Source organism: Sphingomonas degradans (assembly GCF_053502645.1).
On the sequence record NZ_CP177172.1, the window covers coordinates 1730725 to 1751563 of the forward strand.

General features: G+C 65.4%; 13 protein-coding genes and 2 tRNA genes. 6 read left to right on the forward strand and 9 right to left on the reverse strand.

Annotated elements, in window-relative coordinates:
* Positions 1-7 precede the first annotated feature (7 nt).
* Together ACG3SL_RS07820 and ACG3SL_RS07825 are read right to left on the reverse strand one after the other, a co-directional pair.
* Positions 8-280 (reverse strand): sigma factor-like helix-turn-helix DNA-binding protein, encoded by a 273-nt coding sequence (locus ACG3SL_RS07820; protein ID WP_448664574.1) that lies wholly within the window; start codon positions 278-280, stop codon positions 8-10.
* A complete protein-coding gene (locus ACG3SL_RS07825) occupies positions 277-1176 on the reverse strand; it encodes an ArdC family protein (RefSeq protein ID WP_448664575.1) in 900 nt (299 codons plus the stop codon). The genes ACG3SL_RS07820 and ACG3SL_RS07825 overlap by 4 nt, the downstream gene beginning before the upstream one ends.
* Positions 1177-1693: 517 nt before the next feature.
* Between ACG3SL_RS07825 and ACG3SL_RS07830 the strand changes: the two genes are divergently transcribed.
* From ACG3SL_RS07830 to ACG3SL_RS07855, 6 genes are all read left to right on the forward strand, one after another.
* On the forward strand, positions 1694-1894 hold the full coding sequence (locus tag ACG3SL_RS07830) for a helix-turn-helix transcriptional regulator (RefSeq protein ID WP_448664576.1): 201 nt from the start codon (positions 1694-1696) through the stop codon (positions 1892-1894).
* A 444-nt stretch (positions 1895-2338) separates the two neighbouring features.
* Positions 2339-3541 carry an IS256 family transposase gene (locus ACG3SL_RS07835; protein WP_448664577.1) on the forward strand — a complete coding sequence of 401 codons (1203 nt, stop codon included), beginning with the start codon at positions 2339-2341 and terminating at the stop codon, positions 3539-3541.
* A 116-nt stretch (positions 3542-3657) separates the two neighbouring features.
* On the forward strand, positions 3658-4854 hold the full coding sequence (locus ACG3SL_RS07840) for a Druantia anti-phage system protein DruA (protein WP_448664578.1): 1197 nt from the start codon (positions 3658-3660) through the stop codon (positions 4852-4854).
* A gap of 8 nt (positions 4855-4862) precedes the next feature.
* Entirely contained in the window at positions 4863-7670 is a 2808-nt protein-coding gene (locus ACG3SL_RS07845) for a hypothetical protein (protein ID WP_448664579.1), read from the forward strand.
* The gene (locus ACG3SL_RS07850) at positions 7670-8728 is read left to right on the forward strand and encodes a hypothetical protein (protein WP_448664580.1); all 1059 of its coding nucleotides are present in this window, start codon (positions 7670-7672) and stop codon (positions 8726-8728) included. The genes ACG3SL_RS07845 and ACG3SL_RS07850 overlap by 1 nt, the downstream gene beginning before the upstream one ends.
* Entirely contained in the window at positions 8725-14319 is a 5595-nt protein-coding gene (locus ACG3SL_RS07855) for a DEAD/DEAH box helicase (protein WP_448664581.1), read from the forward strand. Before ACG3SL_RS07850 ends, ACG3SL_RS07855 begins: the two co-directional genes overlap by 4 nt.
* Positions 14320-14379: 60 nt before the next feature.
* On the opposite strand, the gene ACG3SL_RS07860 is transcribed toward ACG3SL_RS07855, so the two are convergent.
* The 7 genes from ACG3SL_RS07860 to ACG3SL_RS07890 form a co-directional block, all read right to left on the reverse strand.
* The gene (locus ACG3SL_RS07860) at positions 14380-15468 is read right to left on the reverse strand and encodes a hypothetical protein (RefSeq protein ID WP_448664582.1); all 1089 of its coding nucleotides are present in this window, start codon (positions 15466-15468) and stop codon (positions 14380-14382) included.
* Positions 15469-15507: 39 nt separating this feature from the next.
* Positions 15508-15768, reverse strand: coding sequence for a hypothetical protein (locus ACG3SL_RS07865; RefSeq protein ID WP_448664583.1), 261 nt, complete (start codon positions 15766-15768; stop codon positions 15508-15510).
* Positions 15769-16094: 326 nt separating this feature from the next.
* On the reverse strand, positions 16095-17444 hold the full coding sequence (locus tag ACG3SL_RS07870; protein ID WP_448665093.1) for a tyrosine-type recombinase/integrase: 1350 nt from the start codon (positions 17442-17444) through the stop codon (positions 16095-16097).
* 117 nt (positions 17445-17561) lie between these two features.
* Positions 17562-17638: transfer RNA gene (locus ACG3SL_RS07875), tRNA-Pro, on the reverse strand.
* 66 nt (positions 17639-17704) lie between these two features.
* Positions 17705-17781: transfer RNA gene (locus ACG3SL_RS07880), tRNA-Ile, on the reverse strand.
* The gene (locus ACG3SL_RS07885) at positions 17772-18839 is read right to left on the reverse strand and encodes a polysaccharide deacetylase family protein (RefSeq protein ID WP_448664584.1); all 1068 of its coding nucleotides are present in this window, start codon (positions 18837-18839) and stop codon (positions 17772-17774) included. Before ACG3SL_RS07885 ends, ACG3SL_RS07880 begins: the two co-directional genes overlap by 10 nt.
* Before the next feature lie 2 nt (positions 18840-18841).
* A complete protein-coding gene (locus tag ACG3SL_RS07890) occupies positions 18842-20791 on the reverse strand; it encodes a histidine kinase dimerization/phospho-acceptor domain-containing protein (RefSeq protein ID WP_448664585.1) in 1950 nt (649 codons plus the stop codon).
* Positions 20792-20839: the final 48 nt, after the last annotated feature.

The following is a 20839-nucleotide window of genomic DNA, read 5'->3' on the forward strand; positions in this document are numbered from 1 at the left end:
GCGATATTCACCGCCGAAGCCTCCCGGTGATCCGGTGCAGAGTGCGCTTCCACCACGGCACCGGCAGTCGCCCGTCGAGGGCTTGGTGCATGGTAAACAGGCTCTCAGCAAAATGCCGCTCGACCTGCTGGACACTGAGCCCGGTGCGTTCGGCGATCTCGGCATAGGAGAGGTCGTCCAGCCGAATTGCCAGGAAGATCTCGCGCCGCAGCTTCGGCATGCGCTGCAACCCGGCCTCGAGCCGCTCGATGATCTCGGCTTCGGTGAGGTGCTCGCTCATGACTGCGCCTCCCCGGAAGAGGCAAAGGCAAGCAGGTAATCCGCCGCCTTGCTGGCCGCACTCGCCGCACGGAACATCGCCTTCTCGTCGTCGCGCAGCACCGCAAGCCAAGAGCCAATGTAATCAGCATGCCGAACGGTCGGGCGGATCGCCAGCGACCCGCAGGCGAAGGCGCTCGCCATCTCCGCGACAAGCTCCTCGCGGGCATAATCGGCACTGCCGAACCCGCCACGCTGGTTGCGGTCCAACCGGCTGCCGTGCCCGGTCCAATGGCCAAGCTCGTGCAGCGCGGTGCGATACCAGTTGATCGGCTGGCCGAACGCTGCCTGTGGCGGAACTGCGACATAATCGCCGCTAAGCGAATAATAGGCCTCGCCGCCACCGATCCGGAAGTCCGCGCCGCTCGCATCGATCAGGCTGCGAACCCGCGGGAGGATATCCGCTTCGGCCGGAAGCTCTGGCAGCTCGGTCAGCTGATCGGGCAAGCCCTCGCACTGCTCAACATTGAACACGGTGAACCGCTTCAGGAACGCCAGCTGCCGCGCCTCGCGATCCTCATCGCGCGCGCGTTCTTCCTCGTCCTTGGGCGTAAACCGATCCGCATAGCAGACGGTCGTGCCCCGCTCGCCCTTGCGGACATTGCCGCCCGCCGCCTGTGCCTGCCGGTAGGTCAGCCAGCGCTGCGAGGCATAGCGCCCCTCAATCACCGCCGCCCATAGGATCAGCACATTGATCCCCGAATAGCGCCGCCCGGTCACTGCATTGGCAGGCATGGTGCATCCGCACGCTGCTGTATCCCAAGGCTGCACCCATGGCAGCCGCCCTTGCTCCAGCTCGGCAATCACCTGAGCCGTCACCTCGGCATAGAGGCTCGCACGCTCGTTTCCGGTCCTCATGACTCCTCACTCCTTCCAAACCACCGCAACCGGCGCCGGAATGGCGGGGGTGGGCGGCAGGAGCGGACCGGCGATCCCGCCGGCAGAGGCGGGCCGCACCCGAAGGGCCGAAACGAAGTGGAGGACCCCGGCAACGCCGGGATTGCGGCACGCCGCGGCGGGTTCAAAGGGTAGCGACGCCCACCTCCGCCAGATCGAGTGCCGGAGGCCAACGCCATCGCGCCTGCGCGATGTCAGTATTCGGAGCGCAGCTCCGACCCGCGTCAGTCGATCGTGATCCGAACGGACCGAGACGCCGAAGAGCGACTCGGCGCCGCGCAGCGGCGTAGAGCGCGGTCACGCCGCAGGCGTGAGACGCCATGGGATTCCGGCCCCAAAAATCGAACCTACGCCAGGGTACGTCATTGGGCGCCACAGGGTCCTTTATGAGGACTCTCGGACCCCAACCCCTTGCACTGTCGGCTCAATTCCCAATCCTGTTCGCGGGGAGCCAGACCGACGCAGACAGGACCAAGCCATGACCGAGACCACCGACCGCATCCTCCGCCTGAATACCGTGCTCGAACGCACCGGCCTCAGCCGCTCGACCATGTACCGCAAGATGCAGAACGGCAGCTTCCCGAAAAACATCCAGATCAGCACCCGCTGCAAGGGCTGGCGGGAGTCAGCGGTGAATGACTGGATGCGCGACCCGATATTCTATGAGGCGCCCCACTAGGCGGTGGGTAGCAGGTTTCGACCTCGCCCCGCAGGTCTGGTTAGCGCCCCAATCTCGGCCATTCAGCATTGATTTCGCGCTTCTCAAAAGCCGCGATTCATCCCGGCTGCCGACTGCAATCGTGGAATAGCCGAATGAGGGGTGATCCGGACAGGCGGCTTCGGGATACGGCCCGGTCTAAGCTGCTCCCATTCATGCCGATCCCACAGCTCAAAATTATCGAGATCAGGTTGGGCGCTGTCATTGTCCACCGCAGGATCCGAATACTTGAACCACCACGGAGCTTTTGGCGCTACATACCTTGCTTCTTCGCCCGGCAAATGCACACTGGAAATGGGGGAGCGGTCGTGTCCCACGGGGTGGTGTAGCTGGGGGCAGAGTTGGTCACCGTGATTTTCGGTTAGGTTTGGGTTGCGACACTCGAACCTGACGGAAGGAACCACGATGACCGATCCGATGATGCACCTGCGTTCGCTGGTGGAGAAGACCCCGGACGCGGATATTTTGCGCGACATGATCGCATTTGCCGCGGAGCGGCTGATGGAGATGGAGGTCGGCGCGCTGACCGGCGCCGGGCATGGCGAGAAGTCTTCCACGCGGCTAGTCCAGCGCAACGGCTACCGCGACCGCGATTGGCAGACCCGGGCCGGCACCGTCGAGCTGCGGATCCCCAAGCTACGCAAGGGCAGCTACTTTCCGGGCTTCCTGGAGCCGCGGCGCATGGCCGAGCGGGCGCTGACGGCGGTGATCCAGGAGGCCTATATCCAGGGTATCTCAACCCGTTCGGTCGATGATCTGGTCAAGGCGCTCGGCATGGACGGCATCTCGAAGAGCCAGGTCAGCCGATTGTGCGAGGAACTCGACGAGCGCGTTCACGCCTTTCTCGATCGCCCGATCGAAGGCGACTGGCCGTATCTGTGGATCGACGCCACGTACGTTAAGGTGCGCCAGAATGGGCGGATCGTGTCGGTTGCGGTGATCATCGCGGTCGGCGTCAACAGCGACGGCCGCCGCGAAGTGCTGGGCATGGACATCGGCCCTTCGGAAGCGGAGCCGTTCTGGACCGCCTTCCTGCGCAAGCTGACGCGCCGGGGCCTGCGCGGCGTGAAGCTGGTCATCTCCGATGCCCATGAAGGCATCAAGGCGGCGGTCGCCAAGCTGCTGTGTGCCAGCTGGCAGCGCTGCCGCGTGCACTTCATGCGCAATGTGCTGGCCCATGCCGGCAAGAGCGGCAGGCGTGTCGTCTCCGCCTTCATCGCCACCGCCTTCGCCCAGGAAACGCCCGAAGCTGCCAGCCAGCAATGGCGCTCCGTCGCCGATCAGGTACGACCCAAGTTGCCCAAGCTGGCAACCTTGATGGATGATGCCGAACCCGACGTGCTGGCTTACATGACCTTTCCCAGCGAACACCGCGCCAAGCTCCACAGCACCAATCCCATCGAGCGGCTCAACGGCGAGATCAAGCGAAGGACCGAGGTCGTTGGCATTTTCCCCAACGAAGCCGCCATCACCCGCCTCGTCGGCGCAATCCTCATGGAACAGTCCGACGAATGGGCGGTCCAGCGCGCCCGCTACATGACGCTTGAAACCATGGCGCCGCTCAGCGACAATCCCATCGTCATGCTCTCGGCCGTGCCTGGCGCATGACCGGCTCAGCTTGGCCGGAAATGCGGGGGCCACCCTAAGCTACACCACCCCGTGGGACACGACCGGGGGAGCTTGCCGACGGCTGCTCAAAAGACTCTCATTGGAGCCGCTGACGCATGGCAGGTATCGCGAAACCGTTCAGTCCGGAGGCCGCTTTGAAGCGCTCGCTGCGCGCGCATCTGCGCCAGCTCGGTTTTACCAAGGACGAGGCCGGCGACCTGGTGCTGCCCGGGGCCGGCAAGGACATGATCCGGCGCATGCACCGGGGCCAACGACGCGAACGGCTTGCCGCCGCACAGCCCTTCCTGGCCCGAGCCCTGGACCGTGCGCTTCCCAGCTTTGCCGAGGGTGCCGAGATTGATCCTGCAAGGATCCGCCTCAGCCTTCGCTTGATCAAAAGCGACACGCCGGAATCGGACCTGTTCCGCGTTGCGACCTTAACGTGGTCGGTCCCGGTTTCGGCCGGTTTCGGGCGGAGGATGCGCTATCTTGTCTGGGACGAGGCCCATGACCGGCTCGCCGGCTTGATCGCGCTCGGCGACCCCGTCTATAATCTCTCGGTGCGCGATGCGCTAATCGATTGGACCGTGGACGACCGGGCAAAGCGCCTGGTAGGTATTCTCGACGCCTATGTGCTGGGCGCGGTTCCGCCCTACAATTTCCTGCTCGGCGGCAAAGCGATCGCATGCCTGATACGCTCGCGCGACGTGTTCGCTGACTTCCAGCGACTGTACGGCCAATCGGTGGGCGTTATCTCGAAGCAGGCCAAGCGCGCGGCGCTGGTGGCCGTCACCACCACCTCCTCGATGGGGCGGTCGTCGGTCTATAACCGGCTGCGCCTTGACGGGACCGCCTATTTCGAACGCATCGGCTTCACCGAAGGATGGGGCCATTTCCACATCACCGATGCGCTGTTCGAGAGGATGCGCGACTATCTGCGCGACCGCGACCATCGCTACGCCGACAAGCACAAATTCGGCGAAGGCCCGAACTGGCGATTGCGGACCATCCGCGCAGCGCTGTCGGCTTTGGATTTCAACGAGAATATCTTGCGACATGGCATCAAGCGCGAGGTTTTCATCTCGAAGCTCGCCGCCAATGCCTATGACGTGCTGCGCACGGGTGCGGAGGAGCCCGACATCTCGGGCCTGCTGAGCGTTGCCGCCATTTCCGATCTCGCGCGTGACCGGTGGATGGTTCCCCGCGCCGAACGCGGGGAGATCGACTATCGCGGTTGGCAGCGCGACATGATCCCGCGTCTGATCAAAGGCCGGCTCGATTCGGCGCGGGTCGCCGAGCGCCGAGCAGGCTGACCCCGGCCATGCTGGACGATGCGCAACGCCAGCTAGAAGCCCGCTTCACCGAATTGGCGGCGATGCGCAAGCCGCTGGACTATCCGGTCTATGCCCTGGAGCATGGGCTCGAACCCGAACAAGTGGAGACCATCGCCAAGGCTGCGAGCCTCGAGCTCCGGCAGTCCGGATTGCGGAAAGCCCATTGCCTAGTCTGGGTCGCGCTCGCGGCGGAAGCCGGCTACCGTTATGCTGGCGAGGAATATTGGCCGGCGCTCGAACGCGCGCGCGGCGAATGGCGGGCCAATGATTTCCGCGACCGGCTGCGGATCTGGTTCCGGGCGTTTCATACGACCTATGGCGGTCCGGTGCCAAAGGGGCGGTGGGCCGCGCACTTCAACATCATCGCCTGGCCGATCAACAACGCGATCCTGCCGCGCTATCTGCAGGATCATTTCGCTCGGCACCTCTATAATTTGCGCTACGAGCTTGCCCATCGCGCCCAGGCGGACCCGAGCGACATCGGACCGTTCCTGCTCGATCGGTATGACGGCAGTTCATCGCGCTTCGCCTATTTTCTGCAGCAAACCGAGCTGACCACCATGCTCGTGCTGGCGCTGCGGGAGGAGGAAAGCGGTGCGTTGCCGCGGATATCGCCCACACTCCTGACGCGCATCGTCGCCGATCTCGAAGCCAAGCGCCTCGCGCGCGACTATCTGCGCGAAGCGCGCGCGGTGATCCGCACGCGGAGATTCGCGCTGTCGCAGCCCTTGCGGAACGGCAGCGCTCCCGCCAGCGGCGCAGCTGGTGGCCAACCGGCCGCCATCCCGGGCCCGAAGCTTGCGGCTAGACTTGTGGCGGATCGCGGCCTGTCGCTCGCGCTGATTGTCCCCGACTTCGCGGCCGCATTGACCCGGGCCGGGCTCAACGCGGCTGCGCTGCGCAACGCGCGCATGCGTTTCCCGGGAGATGCCGAGCGCTGGACGCCTGCGAGTAATCTGCTGACATTAGCCGGGCAGCCCCGCGAAATCGCGACCTTTCCCCCGTCAGCCGCGCCGGTCATTGCGCTGCAGGGCGAAACGCAACCGCTCCGCATGATCCTGGACCCGCTCTGTCACCTCGAAGAGCGGCCATGTTGGGTGCTGCGGCGGTTTGACGACGGCCTCTATCGGCAAGTCGTGCAGGGCCACGTCCGGCCGGATCAGTCTTATGTCATCCTGGCCCGCCGGCCGCTGCCCGATGCCGATGTCGCATTGGCCGGACTTGTCCCCCTGTCGGCCGCGATGCCTGACATGGTCGCCTATCGCCTGAAGGTGGCAAACCGCATGGCCGATGACCAGGCCGCCGCACTCGCGCGACTGACGATCGGCACCAAGGCGGCGATATGGGTCGAGCCGGCGGGCCTGGCGCCGCGGCCGGCGGGCGCCGAATCGGTCGCGCGCTGGCTCTCGACCGAACCCATCATTCTCCGCATCCGCGCCGATCATGATGTTTCCGGCTTCGTAGCCCGACTCGACAGCACCGAGCCCGAGCGGATCGCCGCCGGGTCCAATGACGTGCTGCTCGCGCTTGGTGACCTGCCCCTCGGCCGACATCAACTCGAACTGGCCGCTATTCCGAGCGGGCCGCAATCCGCGATTACTGGTGCGGTCGCCACGACGACGTTCACATTTGAGGTCACCGCGCCCCAATCCTGGCTGGAAGCCGTCCGCGCCAAGGCGGGATTCCGCTTGGTCGCATCGCCTCCAAATGCACCGCTTGAAGAGGTTCTCGCCGGGCGAGCCCCGCTCAGCGTGATCGGCCCTGCTGGGCGTCAGGTGCAATGGTCGCTCGACACGTTCGACGCCGGCGGCAACCTCGCCACGACCAGTCGCGGCGGCATGACGGGCACACGAGCCACCGAAGCCGACATCACCCAGGTCGTCGCGCGCCTGCGCAGTGCCAATTCGGAAGCGATCGACCGCGCGCATCGCGTCGACATCAGCGCGGCCGTCGACGAACTCGGCGTCCAAACCCTCCGCTTTCCCCATGCCGTCGAGCCGTTGCGCTGGGTCTTCGATCCGAAGCAGCATGTGGTGCGCCTCATCGATGAGACAGCGCATGAGGAGCCGATCGAGGTGACTGGGCTTCCGCTCGCGACACCATTGGAGAGGATCGTGCTCGCGGCCCCAGCGCTGATAGATGGGCAAGCGGTCGAAAGCCCCGGCATGCTGCTGACGGCACGCTACCGGGGGCGAAGCCAGACAGCGTTCGTCAGCGCCCCGGCAAGCGCGACTCTACATAGCTTCGCTGAGCTTGATCTCGTTCAGCGCTTCGATCTGCCGGTCCGCGACGCCGAAGCGCTGCTCTTGCTGGTACGCACGCTGGCGCTGTGGACACGGGCGCACGCGCTGGGTCATCTCGCCATCGTGCGCAAGGCGGTGACCGTCGACAAGCTGCGCGACAAGGTCGCAGCGCTTGCCGCCGGGGCGGATTTTGCGTCGCTGCTCAAGAATGGCGGACCCGCAGCACTGAAGGCTGCGCGGGACATGGTGGGCGGATCGCCGGGCTTTCGGTCGCGAATGTGCAACCACCCATGGGACGTCTCGCTACGCGTCTCGGTCCCGGCCTTCGCCTCCTATGCCAGCACCTATCAGGTCGAGACCGATACCAAGCGGGCTGCCGCCGCGCTGGCGCTCGCCTTCGATCCACTGCGACTGCGATTCGGCTATGGCCCCGAGGCCGAGGCCAAGGCCGAACGCCTGCTTGCCAATCGGACATTGTTGCGCGGCGCCTATCTCGCCTATGCCCATGCCCGGGACCATGCCGACGATCCTGCCATCGCGGTGGCAAGCTGATGCGCAGCCTTTCTCCTTCCGACCTCCTCCTCTCCATGGGCGACGGCCTGGGCGTTTCCGACCCTGGCGCGATCGGCCCGTTGCTCAAACCGGCGCTGCGCCGCGCCGCGCATATCCTCGCGCCTGCCGCGCGCAGCGATCTCGTCCGCTTCGTTGTCGAGCCGCTCGCAGCCTTCGGCGACCAGCGCGAAGCCGTCGAGAGCGCGCTGGACGAGATGATCGTCTATGGCGACATCCTCGCAATGCGGCGCCAGTCGCTCGATGACTGGGGTGCGCCCGCCGAGGTGCTGCGGCCGGCGCCACCGACCTTCGTGCGACGGAGCAACGGCGAGTTCATCATTCTCGGCGGCGCCGGCGACTATCCGACCGCGCTGAGTCAGGAACTGGATGCTCTGCTGATCGACGATGGCTTGGTCCGCCGGCTTGCGGTCCAGGGCGAGGATCTTTCGACGCATCTTCGCCTGCTGGGCTTTGCCCAGCTCAGCGAGCAGGCTTGGCTGCGAACGCCGCAGATGGAGAGCGCCGCGAGCCATCTCGCCCGCTGGCAGGCCAAGCTCGATGCCACTCCCGCTCTCGACCATGCGGTCGACGGTCTCGACGTGCTCGATGGCGCTCGTGATCCTTTCTATTATCGCGACCGCTGGACGGCCCCCGGCACCCAGAACGGCATGTTCGTCGCGCGGCGGCCGCAGCTTTACGGTGCGCCGCTCTGGAGCTTGGTCAGCCTTGATCAGGGCCGGACGCGGCGTCTGATCAATCTCTACGCCGATGATGATCGCCAACGACCCTGCGACCTGGCCTGGCGTATCCAGGCGGCGCTCGACGCCGAGCGCACCACGCCACAGCGCGCGCGCATCCGGCGGGCGGACGCGGCGGCATCGATCGACCTGTTCTCCCCGCTTCCCGCCTTCGCCGAACGCCGCCTGGCGCTCGTCGCGACCAAGGCAGCGGGGACTCAATGCCTCTACAGCTACTCGGTGCCGAACGCCCGCCTGGCTGAAGAGGTCGACGCGCTCCGCACGCTGCTGTGGATGGCCATCGAAGAGGAAGCCGCATGACCGCGACCGTCCAGGAAACGATCGATACGCTGCACGAGACCCTGCGCGGCTATATCGAGGCAACCTATCATATCGCCGACCCCGGTGTGGTCGAGCAGCGACGGCAATTGCTCGAAACAGCCGGCGGCATCTTCCAGATCCCCTTTCTGGAATCGACCCCGCGCTACATCACCGGCAAGCGCTTCGCCGAAATGACCGACATCCCGGCAGCTGCGCGGGAAGCCTATGAGCGCCTGTCGGACCCCACGCTGGGTCAACCGCTACTGTTCGATCCCCCCTATGCACACCAGGCGGATGCGATCGGCACGATCCTGCGCGACAGCCGCAACCTGATGATCATGACCGGGACGGGCTCGGGTAAGACGGAATCCTTCCTGCTTCCCATTCTGGGCAAATTCGCGATCGAGGCGCGCGAGCACCCCCAGCAATTTGCCGACCATGCCGCCGTGCGGGCGATGGTGCTCTATCCGATGAACGCGCTGGTCAACGACCAACTCGGCCGCCTGCGCCTGCTCTTCGGCGACACGCGGGTGATCGACATGTTCGAGCACTGGGCAGGCCGCCCCGCAACCTTTGCCCGTTACACGAGCCGAACACCCTATGCTGGTGTCCGCAACCGCAAGAAGGACGGACGCCGCCTGAAATCGATCGGCGAGTTTTTCGTCTCGCTTGAGCAGGCGGCTGACCGACATGAGGCCGGCACGCCGATCGTGGCGTCGGAGGACAAGCGCGCGTTCGAGCTTGTCCGAACCTTGCGCGTGAAAGGCAAATGGCCGGCCAAGGGCCGCATCGCCGACTGGTTCGGATCGGGCAATTGGCTCGACAGTCAAGGCCAGTTCCGCCGCGCGGTCGCCCTCGACGACGATGCCGAATTGATCACCCGCTACGAGGCCCAGACCGCGCCGCCGGACCTGCTCATCACTAACTATTCGATGCTCGAATATATGATGCTGCGGCCCATCGAGCGCCCGATCTTCGAGCATACGCGCGCCTGGCTCGAAGCCTGCCCCAATGAGAAATTTCTCATCGTCCTTGACGAGGCGCACCTCTACCGCGGTGCTCAGGGCGCCGAAGTCGGATTGTTGCTGCGCCGGTTGCGCGAGCGGCTCGCAATCCCCGCCGAACGCTTTCAGGTCATCTGCGCAACCGCGAGCTTCAGCGAAGCAGGCAAGGCAAAAGCCGGCGCCTTTGGCGCCGCGCTGAGTGGCGCCGATCCCGCATCGTTCGATCCGGCGCCTGGCGACTACAAGCTGCGCCCCGATCCGGCAGTCGGCGGCGCGAAGGATCTCGACGCGTTGCTGAGCGTCGATCTCGATGGATTCTATGCGGAGAGCGAGGCGGAGCGCGAAACCGCAATCGCGCCCTTTCTCGCTTTTCGCGGCGTAAGCGCATCGCTCGGCCATGGCCCAGCGCTTCACGCCGCGCTGGAAAGCTACGGCCCTTTCTCCAAGCTCGTGAACGACACCATGCGCGCCGCCCGCGCCTTCGGCGAACTCCGCGAGTTGATCTTTCCCAATGCACCCGCGGACGCCGGTGACCGCGCCGTCAACGCCTTGCTCGCGCTCGGCAGCCGGGCGCGACTGAAACCCGACGATGCCAGCCTGCTTCCGTGCCGCGTTCATGCTTTCCATCGCGGCTTGCCAGGGCTCTGGGCCTGCATGGATCCCGAATGCGAGACGCTTGAACCCGACGCCCGCGGCGGCCCGATCGGACGGCTCTATGCCCAGCCGCGCGGCCGCTGCGGCTGCGGCGCGCCCGTGCTCGAATATTACACCTGCCGCTACTGCGGCACCTCCTATGCCCGAGCCTATGTCAAGGAGGTCGCCAATCCCGAGCATCTCTACGCCGATCCCGGCGAAGCCTTGCTCACCGAAGGCGGCATGACCGCCGCATTCCAGCCGCTCGATCTGCTGCTCGAAGTGCCACCGACTGCGGCACAGGGGCTGGAGCGCATCTATGACCTCATGTCCGGCCTGCTCGATCCCGATCCGCTGGGCCCGCGCACGCGTAGCGTCTATGTGAAGCCGCAGATCACGACCTTGGCCGCGCCGGCGACCAATGGCGATGACGACGAGGATGACGGAGAAGATGGCGACGAGGCAGCGCCCGCCGCCGGTGCCGGGGAATTCGTGCCCTGCGGCTGCTGCGGGCGGCGGGTGCGTGGCGGCAAGTCGAGCGTCCAGGACCATGTCACCAAGGGTGATCAGCCATTCCAGGCGCTGCTGGCCGCGCAGATCAAGGTCCAGCCGCCAGCGCCGACGCCAGCGACCGAGTTCGCGCCGCTGCGCGGACGCAAGGTGCTGGTTTTCTCGGATTCGCGGCAAGTGGCGGCACGGCTCGCCCCGACCCTGCAGCTCTTCTCGCTCCGCGACACGCTTCGCGCGCTGCTACCGGTCGGCTATCGCGACCTGCTGCAGCATCCGGGATTCGGATCGTCGCTGACGCTCGATCGTGCCTGGCTGGCGGTGGTCGTCGCCGCCTATCGGTTGGAGGTTCGCCTCCGTCCGGAGCTTGAGGGGCCGGAGACGATGCCCCGCGTCGAGGATACGCCCCCCGGCGCCGTTCCCGACACCCCGCAACTGTTCGAGCTGCTCGGCAAGAAACCGCCCGCCAATCTTACCAAGGCGATCTTCGAGGTCCTGCGGGACAACATCCTCGGCCTCGAGCCCCTCGCCATCGCGTCGTTGATCGAAACGCCCGGGATCACCAAAAAGCTGCTCGAACTGCCGGACCTGGCCGGACTCGCCGAAACCCCGGAGCAGAAGCTCGCCATCGTGCGTGTCTGGCTGCGGGCATGGCTGCGCAAGAACGGTGTGTGGTTCCGGGATATGCCCGACAGTTGGTGGGGACCGGGCCAACTAGTACGCGCGCACAAAGGCGTGTTCACGACGCTCAAGCATGTCTTCTCAACCGGCGACCTCAAGAAGAACTTCCAGAAGCTCTGGTTGCCGACGCTGCTGCAATATTTCACCGAAGACCCGCCGGCGGGCCGTCGGATGGAAGCCCGCAATCTGTCGCTTGCGCTTGGTGGCGCCTGGCGCCGCTGCGCGCAATGCACCTCGGTCCATCGGCCCATCGAGACCGTCGCGGTCTGCATCGATTGCGGATCGTCAGACGTCCATGGCTTCGAACCCAACACCGACCTCGTGTTCAACGCCCGCAAGGGTTTTTACCGCAAGCCGGTGATGGAAGCGTTGGCCGTCGAGCAACCGATGCTCATGTCGCTGATCGCCGCGGAGCATACAGCGCAGCTCAACGCCGCGCAGGCCGATGAAGCCTTCTCCCAGGCCGAGCATCATGAGATGCAGTTCCAAGACATCGACCTCGCCTGGCGGACGATCGACCAGCACAAGAACACAAGCATCGACGTCCTCAGCAGCACCACGACGATGGAGGTGGGCATCGATATCGGCGCCTTGTCCGGCGTCGCCTTGCGCAACATGCCACCGGGACGCGCCAATTATCAGCAGCGCGCCGGCCGTGCTGGGCGACGCGGCAACGCCGTCGCGACCGTTATCGCTTTCGGCAGCGCTGACAGCCATGACGATCATTACTTCACCAATCCACGAGAGATGATCCGTGGCGAGGTAATTGATCCCCGGCTCACACTGGAAAATCCCAACATCGCCCGGCGGCACATTCGCGCCTTTCTCCTCCAGCGATATCACGAGGCGCGCATCCAGCACCTCGATCCGTCGGATGAGAGCCTCGCCAACCTCTTTTCGGTGCTGGGGACGGTGGGCGACTTCAAAGATCCTGCGAAGCCGCTCAACCGCGCCGACCTCGCTGCATGGCTGCAACAGGACTATGCGGTCCTGACCGAGGCGATCGACCGATGGCTGCCGGAGGAATTGAGCAGCGCCGACCGTGCCGCGCTCCTCGGCACCTTCTCGGCCGACCTGCTGCACGCGGTCGACGAGGCGATCGACGGCACTGCCGCGGGACCGCTGCCACCGACCGCAGAGAGCGACGACGATACTGAGGATGACCCGCCCGAGGTGGCCCCGTGGGTCGGTGCCGACGATCCGTCACAGCCGTCCGATCCCGACGTGCCGCCGCCGGAGCTGGACCCGCAGCCTGACAATGATGCCCTGGTCGATGCCGCGGCCGACAATCTGCTCGACCGCCTGCTCTATTGGGGCGTGTTGCCGCGCTACGCCTTCCCAACAGACGTCGCTCCCTTCTATGTGTTCAGCCCGAAATCCACGGCCTATCGGGCCAAGATGGAGTTCGCGCCGAGCCAGGGCCTCAACATCGCCTTGTCGCAATATGCGCCGAACAAGCAAATCTGGATCAAGAACAAGCAATATACGTCGCGGGCGATCTACTCGCCCTATCGCGATGATCGCTACAATGCCTGGGGTAAGCGCCGCCTCTATTTCGAATGCAGCCGCTGCGGTCACGCGATGACCGACGAATATGACCACGATCGCCGCGGCACCTCGATCACCTGCGAGGCGTGCATGACCCCGCTAAGCTTCGGACCGGCCAAGCCCTGGTTTCGTCCGCCCGGCTTCGCCCACCCTTGGTATCAGGCGGCTCCGTCGACGCCGGACGAGCCCAACGAAACTGCCTATGCGACACGCGCTAAGCTGGTAATGCCGTCCGGCGGAACCGGCGGGACCGTCCTCAACCCGCGGTTGAGTGCGCTGGAAGCACGGCCACGGCTGCTGGTATCGAACTCAGGACCCGACGGCGACGGTTATGACTATTGCAAGAAGTGCGGGCGCATCGAATCGGTGAGCGCGCCGGTCGAGAATATCCGCCAGCCTCACCAGGTTCCTTATCCGAACAACAACGAACCATTGTGCGAGGGTATTCCTTGGCGCGGCGTCGTTCTCGGCGCCGACTTCCCGACGGATATTGCCCTGTTCGCGCTCCGCCTCGAAGGCCCGTTCCGGTTGCCGCCCGCCAATTCCGAAACGCTTTCGGCCATGCGGACGATCTGCGAAGCCCTGGCAAAGGCCGCCTGCCGCCTCCTCGAAATCGAGGTCGGCGAGATTCTCGCCGAATATCGCCCTGCGCTCAACAGCGACGCGGGGGCGGCCGGCACGCTGGTGGAGGTCTTCCTCTACGACACACTCGCTGGCGGCGCCGGCTTCTCGCCTCAGTTGGCGGCACGCGGTCTCGAACTGTTCGAAACCGCGCTCGAAATCCTCGAAACGTGCCCCGAAGGCTGCGACTCCTCCTGTTATCGATGCCTGCGCAGCTTCCGCAACCGGCTCGATCATGCGCTGCTCGATCGCCATGTCGGCGCGCAGATCGTCCGCCATATCCTGACCGGTGACACCCCGGCTTTCGCCCTAGATCGCGCCGCGACGGCGCTGACCGTCCTCGGCGACGAGCTTGAGCGGCAGTTTGGCGGGCATTTCAACATCATCCGCGCCTTTCATGCGATCCCCGCGACCAAGGCACCGTTGATCGTCCGGCGCAAATCCGACGGCGCCGAGACACTCATAGACATCCATTCGCCGGTCGCGCGCGACATTCCCATCTTCGGAACTCCGAATCCGGGCGCGATCATCGTCGACGAGCAGATGGTGCGACGCCATCTCGGCGAGGTCGTGGAACGGGTCAGCCTCGCGCTATGACTCAGCGGTGGCTCGCTGGCTCATCCCATCGGACTTACAGCGCTCGCCATGTGGATTGAATCAGCCCTTCAGGGTCGGGAATAGCGAGCCAACGGCGCCGATCGCGCCACCGACGACCATCATCGCGAAGAGCGGCCAAGTGAACTGATCAGCCTTCACGACGGCGATCGCGGCGGGCGCCGCCGCGCCGACCGCTATGAAACCGATGCGCGCAATCGTCCAACCGAGCGCACCGCGAAAGCGCGTTTCCAGGGTGATGTCGCAGCGATCGACGCTATCGGCCGGTTTCGTCTGGTCGGGGATCTTGAGGCTGATCCGCAACCCGGCCGGCACCGCCATCTGCGCCGGCGTCGAGGTGAAGTGCGACCGATTTAGGTCGTAGCGCGAATCGAGCGTATGGCTCGCCGACGCGGTGAAGCGCACGGCCGGGTCGCTGCTTTCGCAGGCGAGCTTGGTCGGATAGGCGAGGGGTGCGCCGCCGGCCGGCGAATAGCTGTACAGCTCAAGCCAATAACGCCAGCCAAGCCAGAGCGAATATCGACCGTTGACCGGGTGGATCTCGACCTGCCCCTTCCGCCGGGTCCACCACCAGCGATCGTTGGTGTTGAGCGCGAAGACGGTGAAGAAGGAAAGCCCCTTGCCGGGCGCGAAGCGCGGATCGGTGCTGAGCGCAGTCGCCGTTTCCTCGAATGCGGCCATCGCCTTGGTGCCCGGGGCATATTGGCCGTTCCGATGGAACTCAGCCGCGACGCTCAGCGCGAATTTGCCGCTCGGCCCGTTGCCCTGGGTATCGAACGCGGGAATCCGGTCGCGCTCCCCTTGCTGCAAACCCGCGCGGATGGCCGCGTCATCAAGCGCAGCGACGAAGCTGCCGGCATTGAGCGTGAAGATCCACGAGGAACCCACGATCTCGACCTTCGCCACCGTGGCGAAGCGGCACGGAATGAGCCGGGTGGTCTTGGACGCAGCATCGACCGACAGGTAACAGATCAGGACCGGCTCGCCGGCAAGGTCGCGCTGGCCGAGCAAGCCATCGACATATTTCTTGTCGTACCGGAATTGAAAGCTTGTGCCGGCTGGTTGGGCCAGCGCGCGAATGATATCGTCGGCATAACGCTGCTGCGCGCTCGACGAAATGAGAATGAGCATTCGCCCCCCTTCGATCGGCCGGCGCGGCCGCGCCAGCCCTTATTTCACGAAATTGGGCGCGCCGTTCTTGACCTTCCATTTGAGATGAATCCAGCCTGGCGGAATATAGTGCGAGATACCGTTCGCATCGAAGATGCGATGACCGCGGCTCTCGCTGACGTTCAGCTTGAGCGGCGCACTGATCCGGATCTTTTCGCCGCCCAGGAACTGATATTCGCGCCACTCCTCGCTCGAAATATCCGCGAATTCGAGATCGGTGGCATTCTTGAATTCCGGCACGTCCGTGACTCGGGTGGCCATCGAAAAAACTCCTAGTTCAAGCCAATGTACGCGCACTCACGCATTCGTGCACCGAAATATGGGCAAAGGCGTGGTCCTGCTAGTGCGCCAGTCCTTATGGTCGCTTCGATGCCCCCTGGGCGCGCCGGATGCTGCCACTGGTAACGGAACAGGTCCGCCTTTACGGGCTGAACGAAAGGCGGGCTATGAGCCGGCAGACAGCGGCGAGCGACCCTCCGGGATCAAGGCGCTTGCCGACGGCATGTGCTGCGTGCGCATGTCCGCTTTCTGGCTCATCCGGCCTTAAACCTGCCCGTCCGAAATTGGCCCAGTTTCAGCCGCATTCGCTAAACGATCGTCGCCGTGTCCAACCCAATGCCTCGCTTTTCAGCAGCGTCGAGATAGTCGGCCCACCATTCCATCATGTTGCGTCGGTGGCTCAGATAGCGTGCGGAATTATATGCGGCTCTCACTCCCCTCGGCGTATGCGCCAATTGGTTCTCAATCCAATCCGGCTCGAAGAGCCCGCTCTCATTTAGAACCGTGCTGGCTAGCCCCCGAAACCCATGCACGGTGGCTTTGCCGCGCAGGCCGATCCGGTACATGATGTCGAGCATCCGGTTTTCGCTGATCGTGCCCGTCTTCGATGTCGGCACGGGAAATAAGAAGCGACCGAACTTCATATTGCCTGCAGCCAGGTAAACGTTGATTCGGCGAATCTCGTCGAGCATTTTCACCGCCTGCGGCGGAAGAGGCACGAGGTGCTCGGAACGCATCTTCATGCGCTCGGGCGGGATGCGCCACATCGGTTCCCCGGTATCGAGCCCCTCGAATTCCGACCATTCAGCGAACCGGGTTTCCTGCGATCGCACCATCGTGAGGATCGTCCAGCGGAGCGCTAGATGACTCATGCGGTCGCCGCCGTCCGCATTCAGCTTCACGAAGAACTCCGGCAAGTCTTTACTCGCGACCTTGGCGCGATGCTGCTTCGGCTTCGGCTTCGCCATAGCCGGCGCGAGATCGCGGCAGGGATCACTTTGACAGCGCCCGTCAGGGATGGCGTATCGAAACACTTCGCTACAGTGATTCTTTACGCGATGCGCCATTTCCACCGAGCCGCGTTTTTCGATCGCACGGAGCGCTTCCAGCATCTGGTGGGGCGTGATGGTGTCGATGGGCTGCCGACCGACGACAGGGAATATGTCGGCCTTCATCCGGCGCATGAGCACGCCCGCGTAGCGCGGTGACCAACTGAGGAGCCGCGTCTCGTACCACTCTAGCGCCACCGCCTCGAAGCTGTCGGGCGGGGGTTCGTCCGGCGACAGCGGGCGGCGCTGCTTCCGGGGCTTCGGGCGTGCGTTCGGTTCTAGCCCGAGCAGGAGCTGGGCCTTGATAGCGGCACGCCAATCCCGAGCCTCGCGCAAGCTAACGGTCGGGTAGGACCCGCCCGAGAAGAATTTCTGCTTGCCGTTGACGTTGCAACCGAGGCTCCAGAATTTGCCTCCGTTGGGTTTGACGAAGATGAACAGCCCGCCACCATCCGAACGCTTATAGGGCTTCGCGGCAGGCTTGAGGGCTTTGAGCGCGATATCTGTCAGCATCTCCGGTACTCCAGCGCAACCTGCACCTTGGTACCGTTCTTGGTACTTCTCTTGGTTCAGCGTGATCGATACCAAGAAATTGGCTAAAAGTTGCATGGGCTGCAAGTCGAGCCCCTGGGACCAAGCGAGACGCTAAGCTTTTGATTTCATTAGATATCGGCGAGGCGCTTGGGACGCTTTGAGGGGCCCTGGAACGCCCTCGGAAAACGGTAATGGTCGGGGAGACAGGATTCGAACCTGCGACCCTCTGGTCCCAAACCAGATGCGCTACCAGGCTGCGCCACTCCCCGACAGGTGCCGCTTAGAGCCGCGAGCCGGGACGCACAAGGGCATTCTCGCTATCGCAACAAGGGCGCTGGTGGGCCCGGCAGGACTTGAACCCGCAACCTAGCCGTTATGAGCGGCCAGCTCTAACCAGTTGAGCTACAGGCCCCCAGCAACAACGCCCCTAGCGGAGGTTTGCCCGGCGCCGCAAGTCGAGTCGATCGCGGCGCATATTTCGCCGAGCGATGCGTTGGCGACGCCAAGCGTGGCCAGCGTCGCAGCGACGCCGTCCCACCAGCGATAGAAGGCAGCAAGATCGGCTGCGGAGCGCACATAGGGCGTGTGGCCGGGCTCGAGCGACGGCGAATGGAAGCTGAAGTTGAGGAGGCGAACCCCCTCGCCCACCGCGACCCGGATCGCCTCCAGCGCGTCGGCCAGCGGCATGTCCTCAGGGGTGAGCGCGACGCGCGACAACAGCCCCAGGCGGGCGGCGATTCCCCGCGCGCGCGGCACGGCTCCCAGGCGGCGGTGCAGCGCGTTCCCCCCGCGTCGCAAGCGCCCTGTGAACACTGTCGTGAGCGGCAATTCCACCAGCGCGCCGGCGCGGAACGCATGGTTTCCGATCGCCGAGAAATCCGGCCCGCCCTCGCGCGAATAGTCGTACGACGCGCGCATCGAAGTATCGATGCGATAGCCGAGACGGGCGAGCGTCGCGATGCTGTTCGGCCCGATCCCGTATCGCCCGGCGCGGTAGGCGATCGGGCGAACGCCCACCGCGCGTTCGATGGCGTCGGTCAGGACCTGTAGCTTCGCGGCTTCCAAGCCGATCGGAAGATTTCCGGCAAAGCTATTGAAGCCATTGATGATCTCGTCGAACGGCGGGTTCACCCAAGGATGAAGCTGAGTCCCCACCGCGCTGCGGCCATCCTCCAGCGCGCGGCGCAACACCTCGCCCGCGCGCGGACAGACTGCGATCGGGTGATCGATCAGATAGCTGGGTGCGATGCCGAGTGCGGCGAATCGCGCGTGCGCCGCCGGGATCGCCGCGACGTGGCTGGTGCCCTGCGCATCCGGGCGCAGGGGGCCACCCCAGTCGAATTCCTCCTCGGTATCGACAAAAACGGTGAAGCGCGTGCCGAATGCGTCCGGCCAGCGGAGCGCCGGCCCCTGCGGCGGCGGAACGCGATAGCCGCGATCCCCCGCGCCCTTTTGGCTGCCCGACCCCATGCTCAGCTCAGATGCGCCTGTCCCACGTGCGCACCTACGGCGCCGGGCAGACGCAACGTCAAGGTCTGCGGCTCGATCACCAGGCTGCCGCCCAGCTCGCGCGCCAGATTGCGCGCCAATCGCAGCGCGAAACCGGTACCGAGCAGCGTGGCGTCTTCGCGCTCGTCGTCGATGCCCAGCACCGAATCACCCGGATAGTCCGCCAGCGCGCGCGGGCGATCGATCGCGATCGCGACCTTGTCGCCGCTCTCGGTCGCGACGTGAATGCCGATCCGCTCCCCCGGGCTGCACGCCGAGACGAGCGTCGCCAGCAGCCGTGCGAGCAGGCGTTCGACTGCGCGGCGATCGCCGGTCACGGCAAGGTCGTCGACCGGCAAGGCGATGATCGCGCCGCGCAGTTCGCACAGCGGCGCCAGATCGTCGGCAATCGCCGCGAGCATCGGGCGCAGTTCGACATATCCGGGGAAGAGCGCCAGCGCGGCGCTGTCGATCCGCGCGGCCAGGTCGAGATCGTCGATCGCGCCCAGCAATTCCTTGGCCTGGGTACGGATCACATTGGCCCGATCGCGATAGGGATCGGAAACCGGGCCCAGCATCTGCGTCTCGATCATCTCGGCAAAGCCGGCGATCGCATTGGTCGGCGTGCGCAGTTCGTGGACCAGTTGCCGCAGCGATTCGGCGGGCGTCGTCGTTGGTGCGGCGCGCACCGGCTCCGCCCGCTCGTCCACCCGCGGGCGGCGGGCACTGCCGCGATAGCCGGTGAAGCGGCCATTGGCACTGTCGAAAGCCGGCACGCCCGAAAGGAGCCAGTCGCCGGCTGCGTCCGAATCGCCCTCGATCACCATGCGCGCGCTGGAAAACGCCGCGCGCATCCGGAAGGCACCGGCGGCGATGCCATCCACGCGCGAGCCCGAGGCGAGTCCCTGAAGGTCGAGGCTGAGGCCGACGATCGGTGTGCGGCTGACGCCTTGCACCCACCGCACCACCCCTTGCGCATCGGTTTCGAACCGGAAGCTGTCGGCGCCCGGCAGAGCCTCACGCAACGGCGGGGGCCCGCCTTCCTCCCGGTGGCGCCAGAACGCGTCGATCCGCGCGACGACCTCGGCAATCTCGAACGTACCCCCCTCGTCCGCGACAGCCGTCCGCGTGGCTTCCGGCGCCTCCGCGACGATCGGATCCGCGCCGTCCCTCTGCGGGGTCGCTGGACGCTCGATAATCGGCTCAGCGACAGGGCCCTCGACCGTTTCCGCCTCGGCGGGCGCGGGCGCCGGCGATCCGACCAGCGCGAGAAAGGAAAGATCCTCGGCGGCTGGCGCGTCGATAGGCGGCACGGTGCTTGGCGCGGGGGCCGGCGCATCCGCCGGCAGTCCCGCGTGCCCGCCGTGTATGGGTGCGCTCAACTGCGCCTGCGTCTCGCGCAGGATCGTCGCCCATTCGGCCGGCAGCGGCTTATGGGTCCAGGGCAGGGCATCGCGGGCGAAGCCGGGCGCGGGCGCCGGTTCCGATACGGCCTCTGCCGGCCGGTCATCGGACAAAACGAAATCCACCGGGCCAAAGCTGTCCAGCGCCCGCTTTACCACGGGCCCGAGATCGCGACGGTGGCGCAGAATCGCGCGCGCGGACGGAGACAGGTCGGGGAGCAGTTCGGTCCATTCGGACGAGGTCATCCGGGCGCTGCGCAGCACCGGTAGCGCCACACGCATGTCGTCGCGGGCAAACAGGCGGACCAGCGGCCCCGGCGGGTCAGCGTATTCGAGCGCGCGGGCACTGGCGGCTCGGACATCCATCGGCACCTGGTCGCGGATCGCCCGCAGTGTAGCCATGGCGCGCATGTCCGGCGCGGCACGGCGGCGCCCGATCAGATCGACGAGTTGCCGCCACGCCGACTGGACGCCAAAGGGCGTTTCCAGATCGCCGGTCAGAACCGTCTCTAAAGTATCGTCAAAACGCACGCGTAACCACCAATCACCTCGTCGTACGAAGGTACGTCGTAACGAATC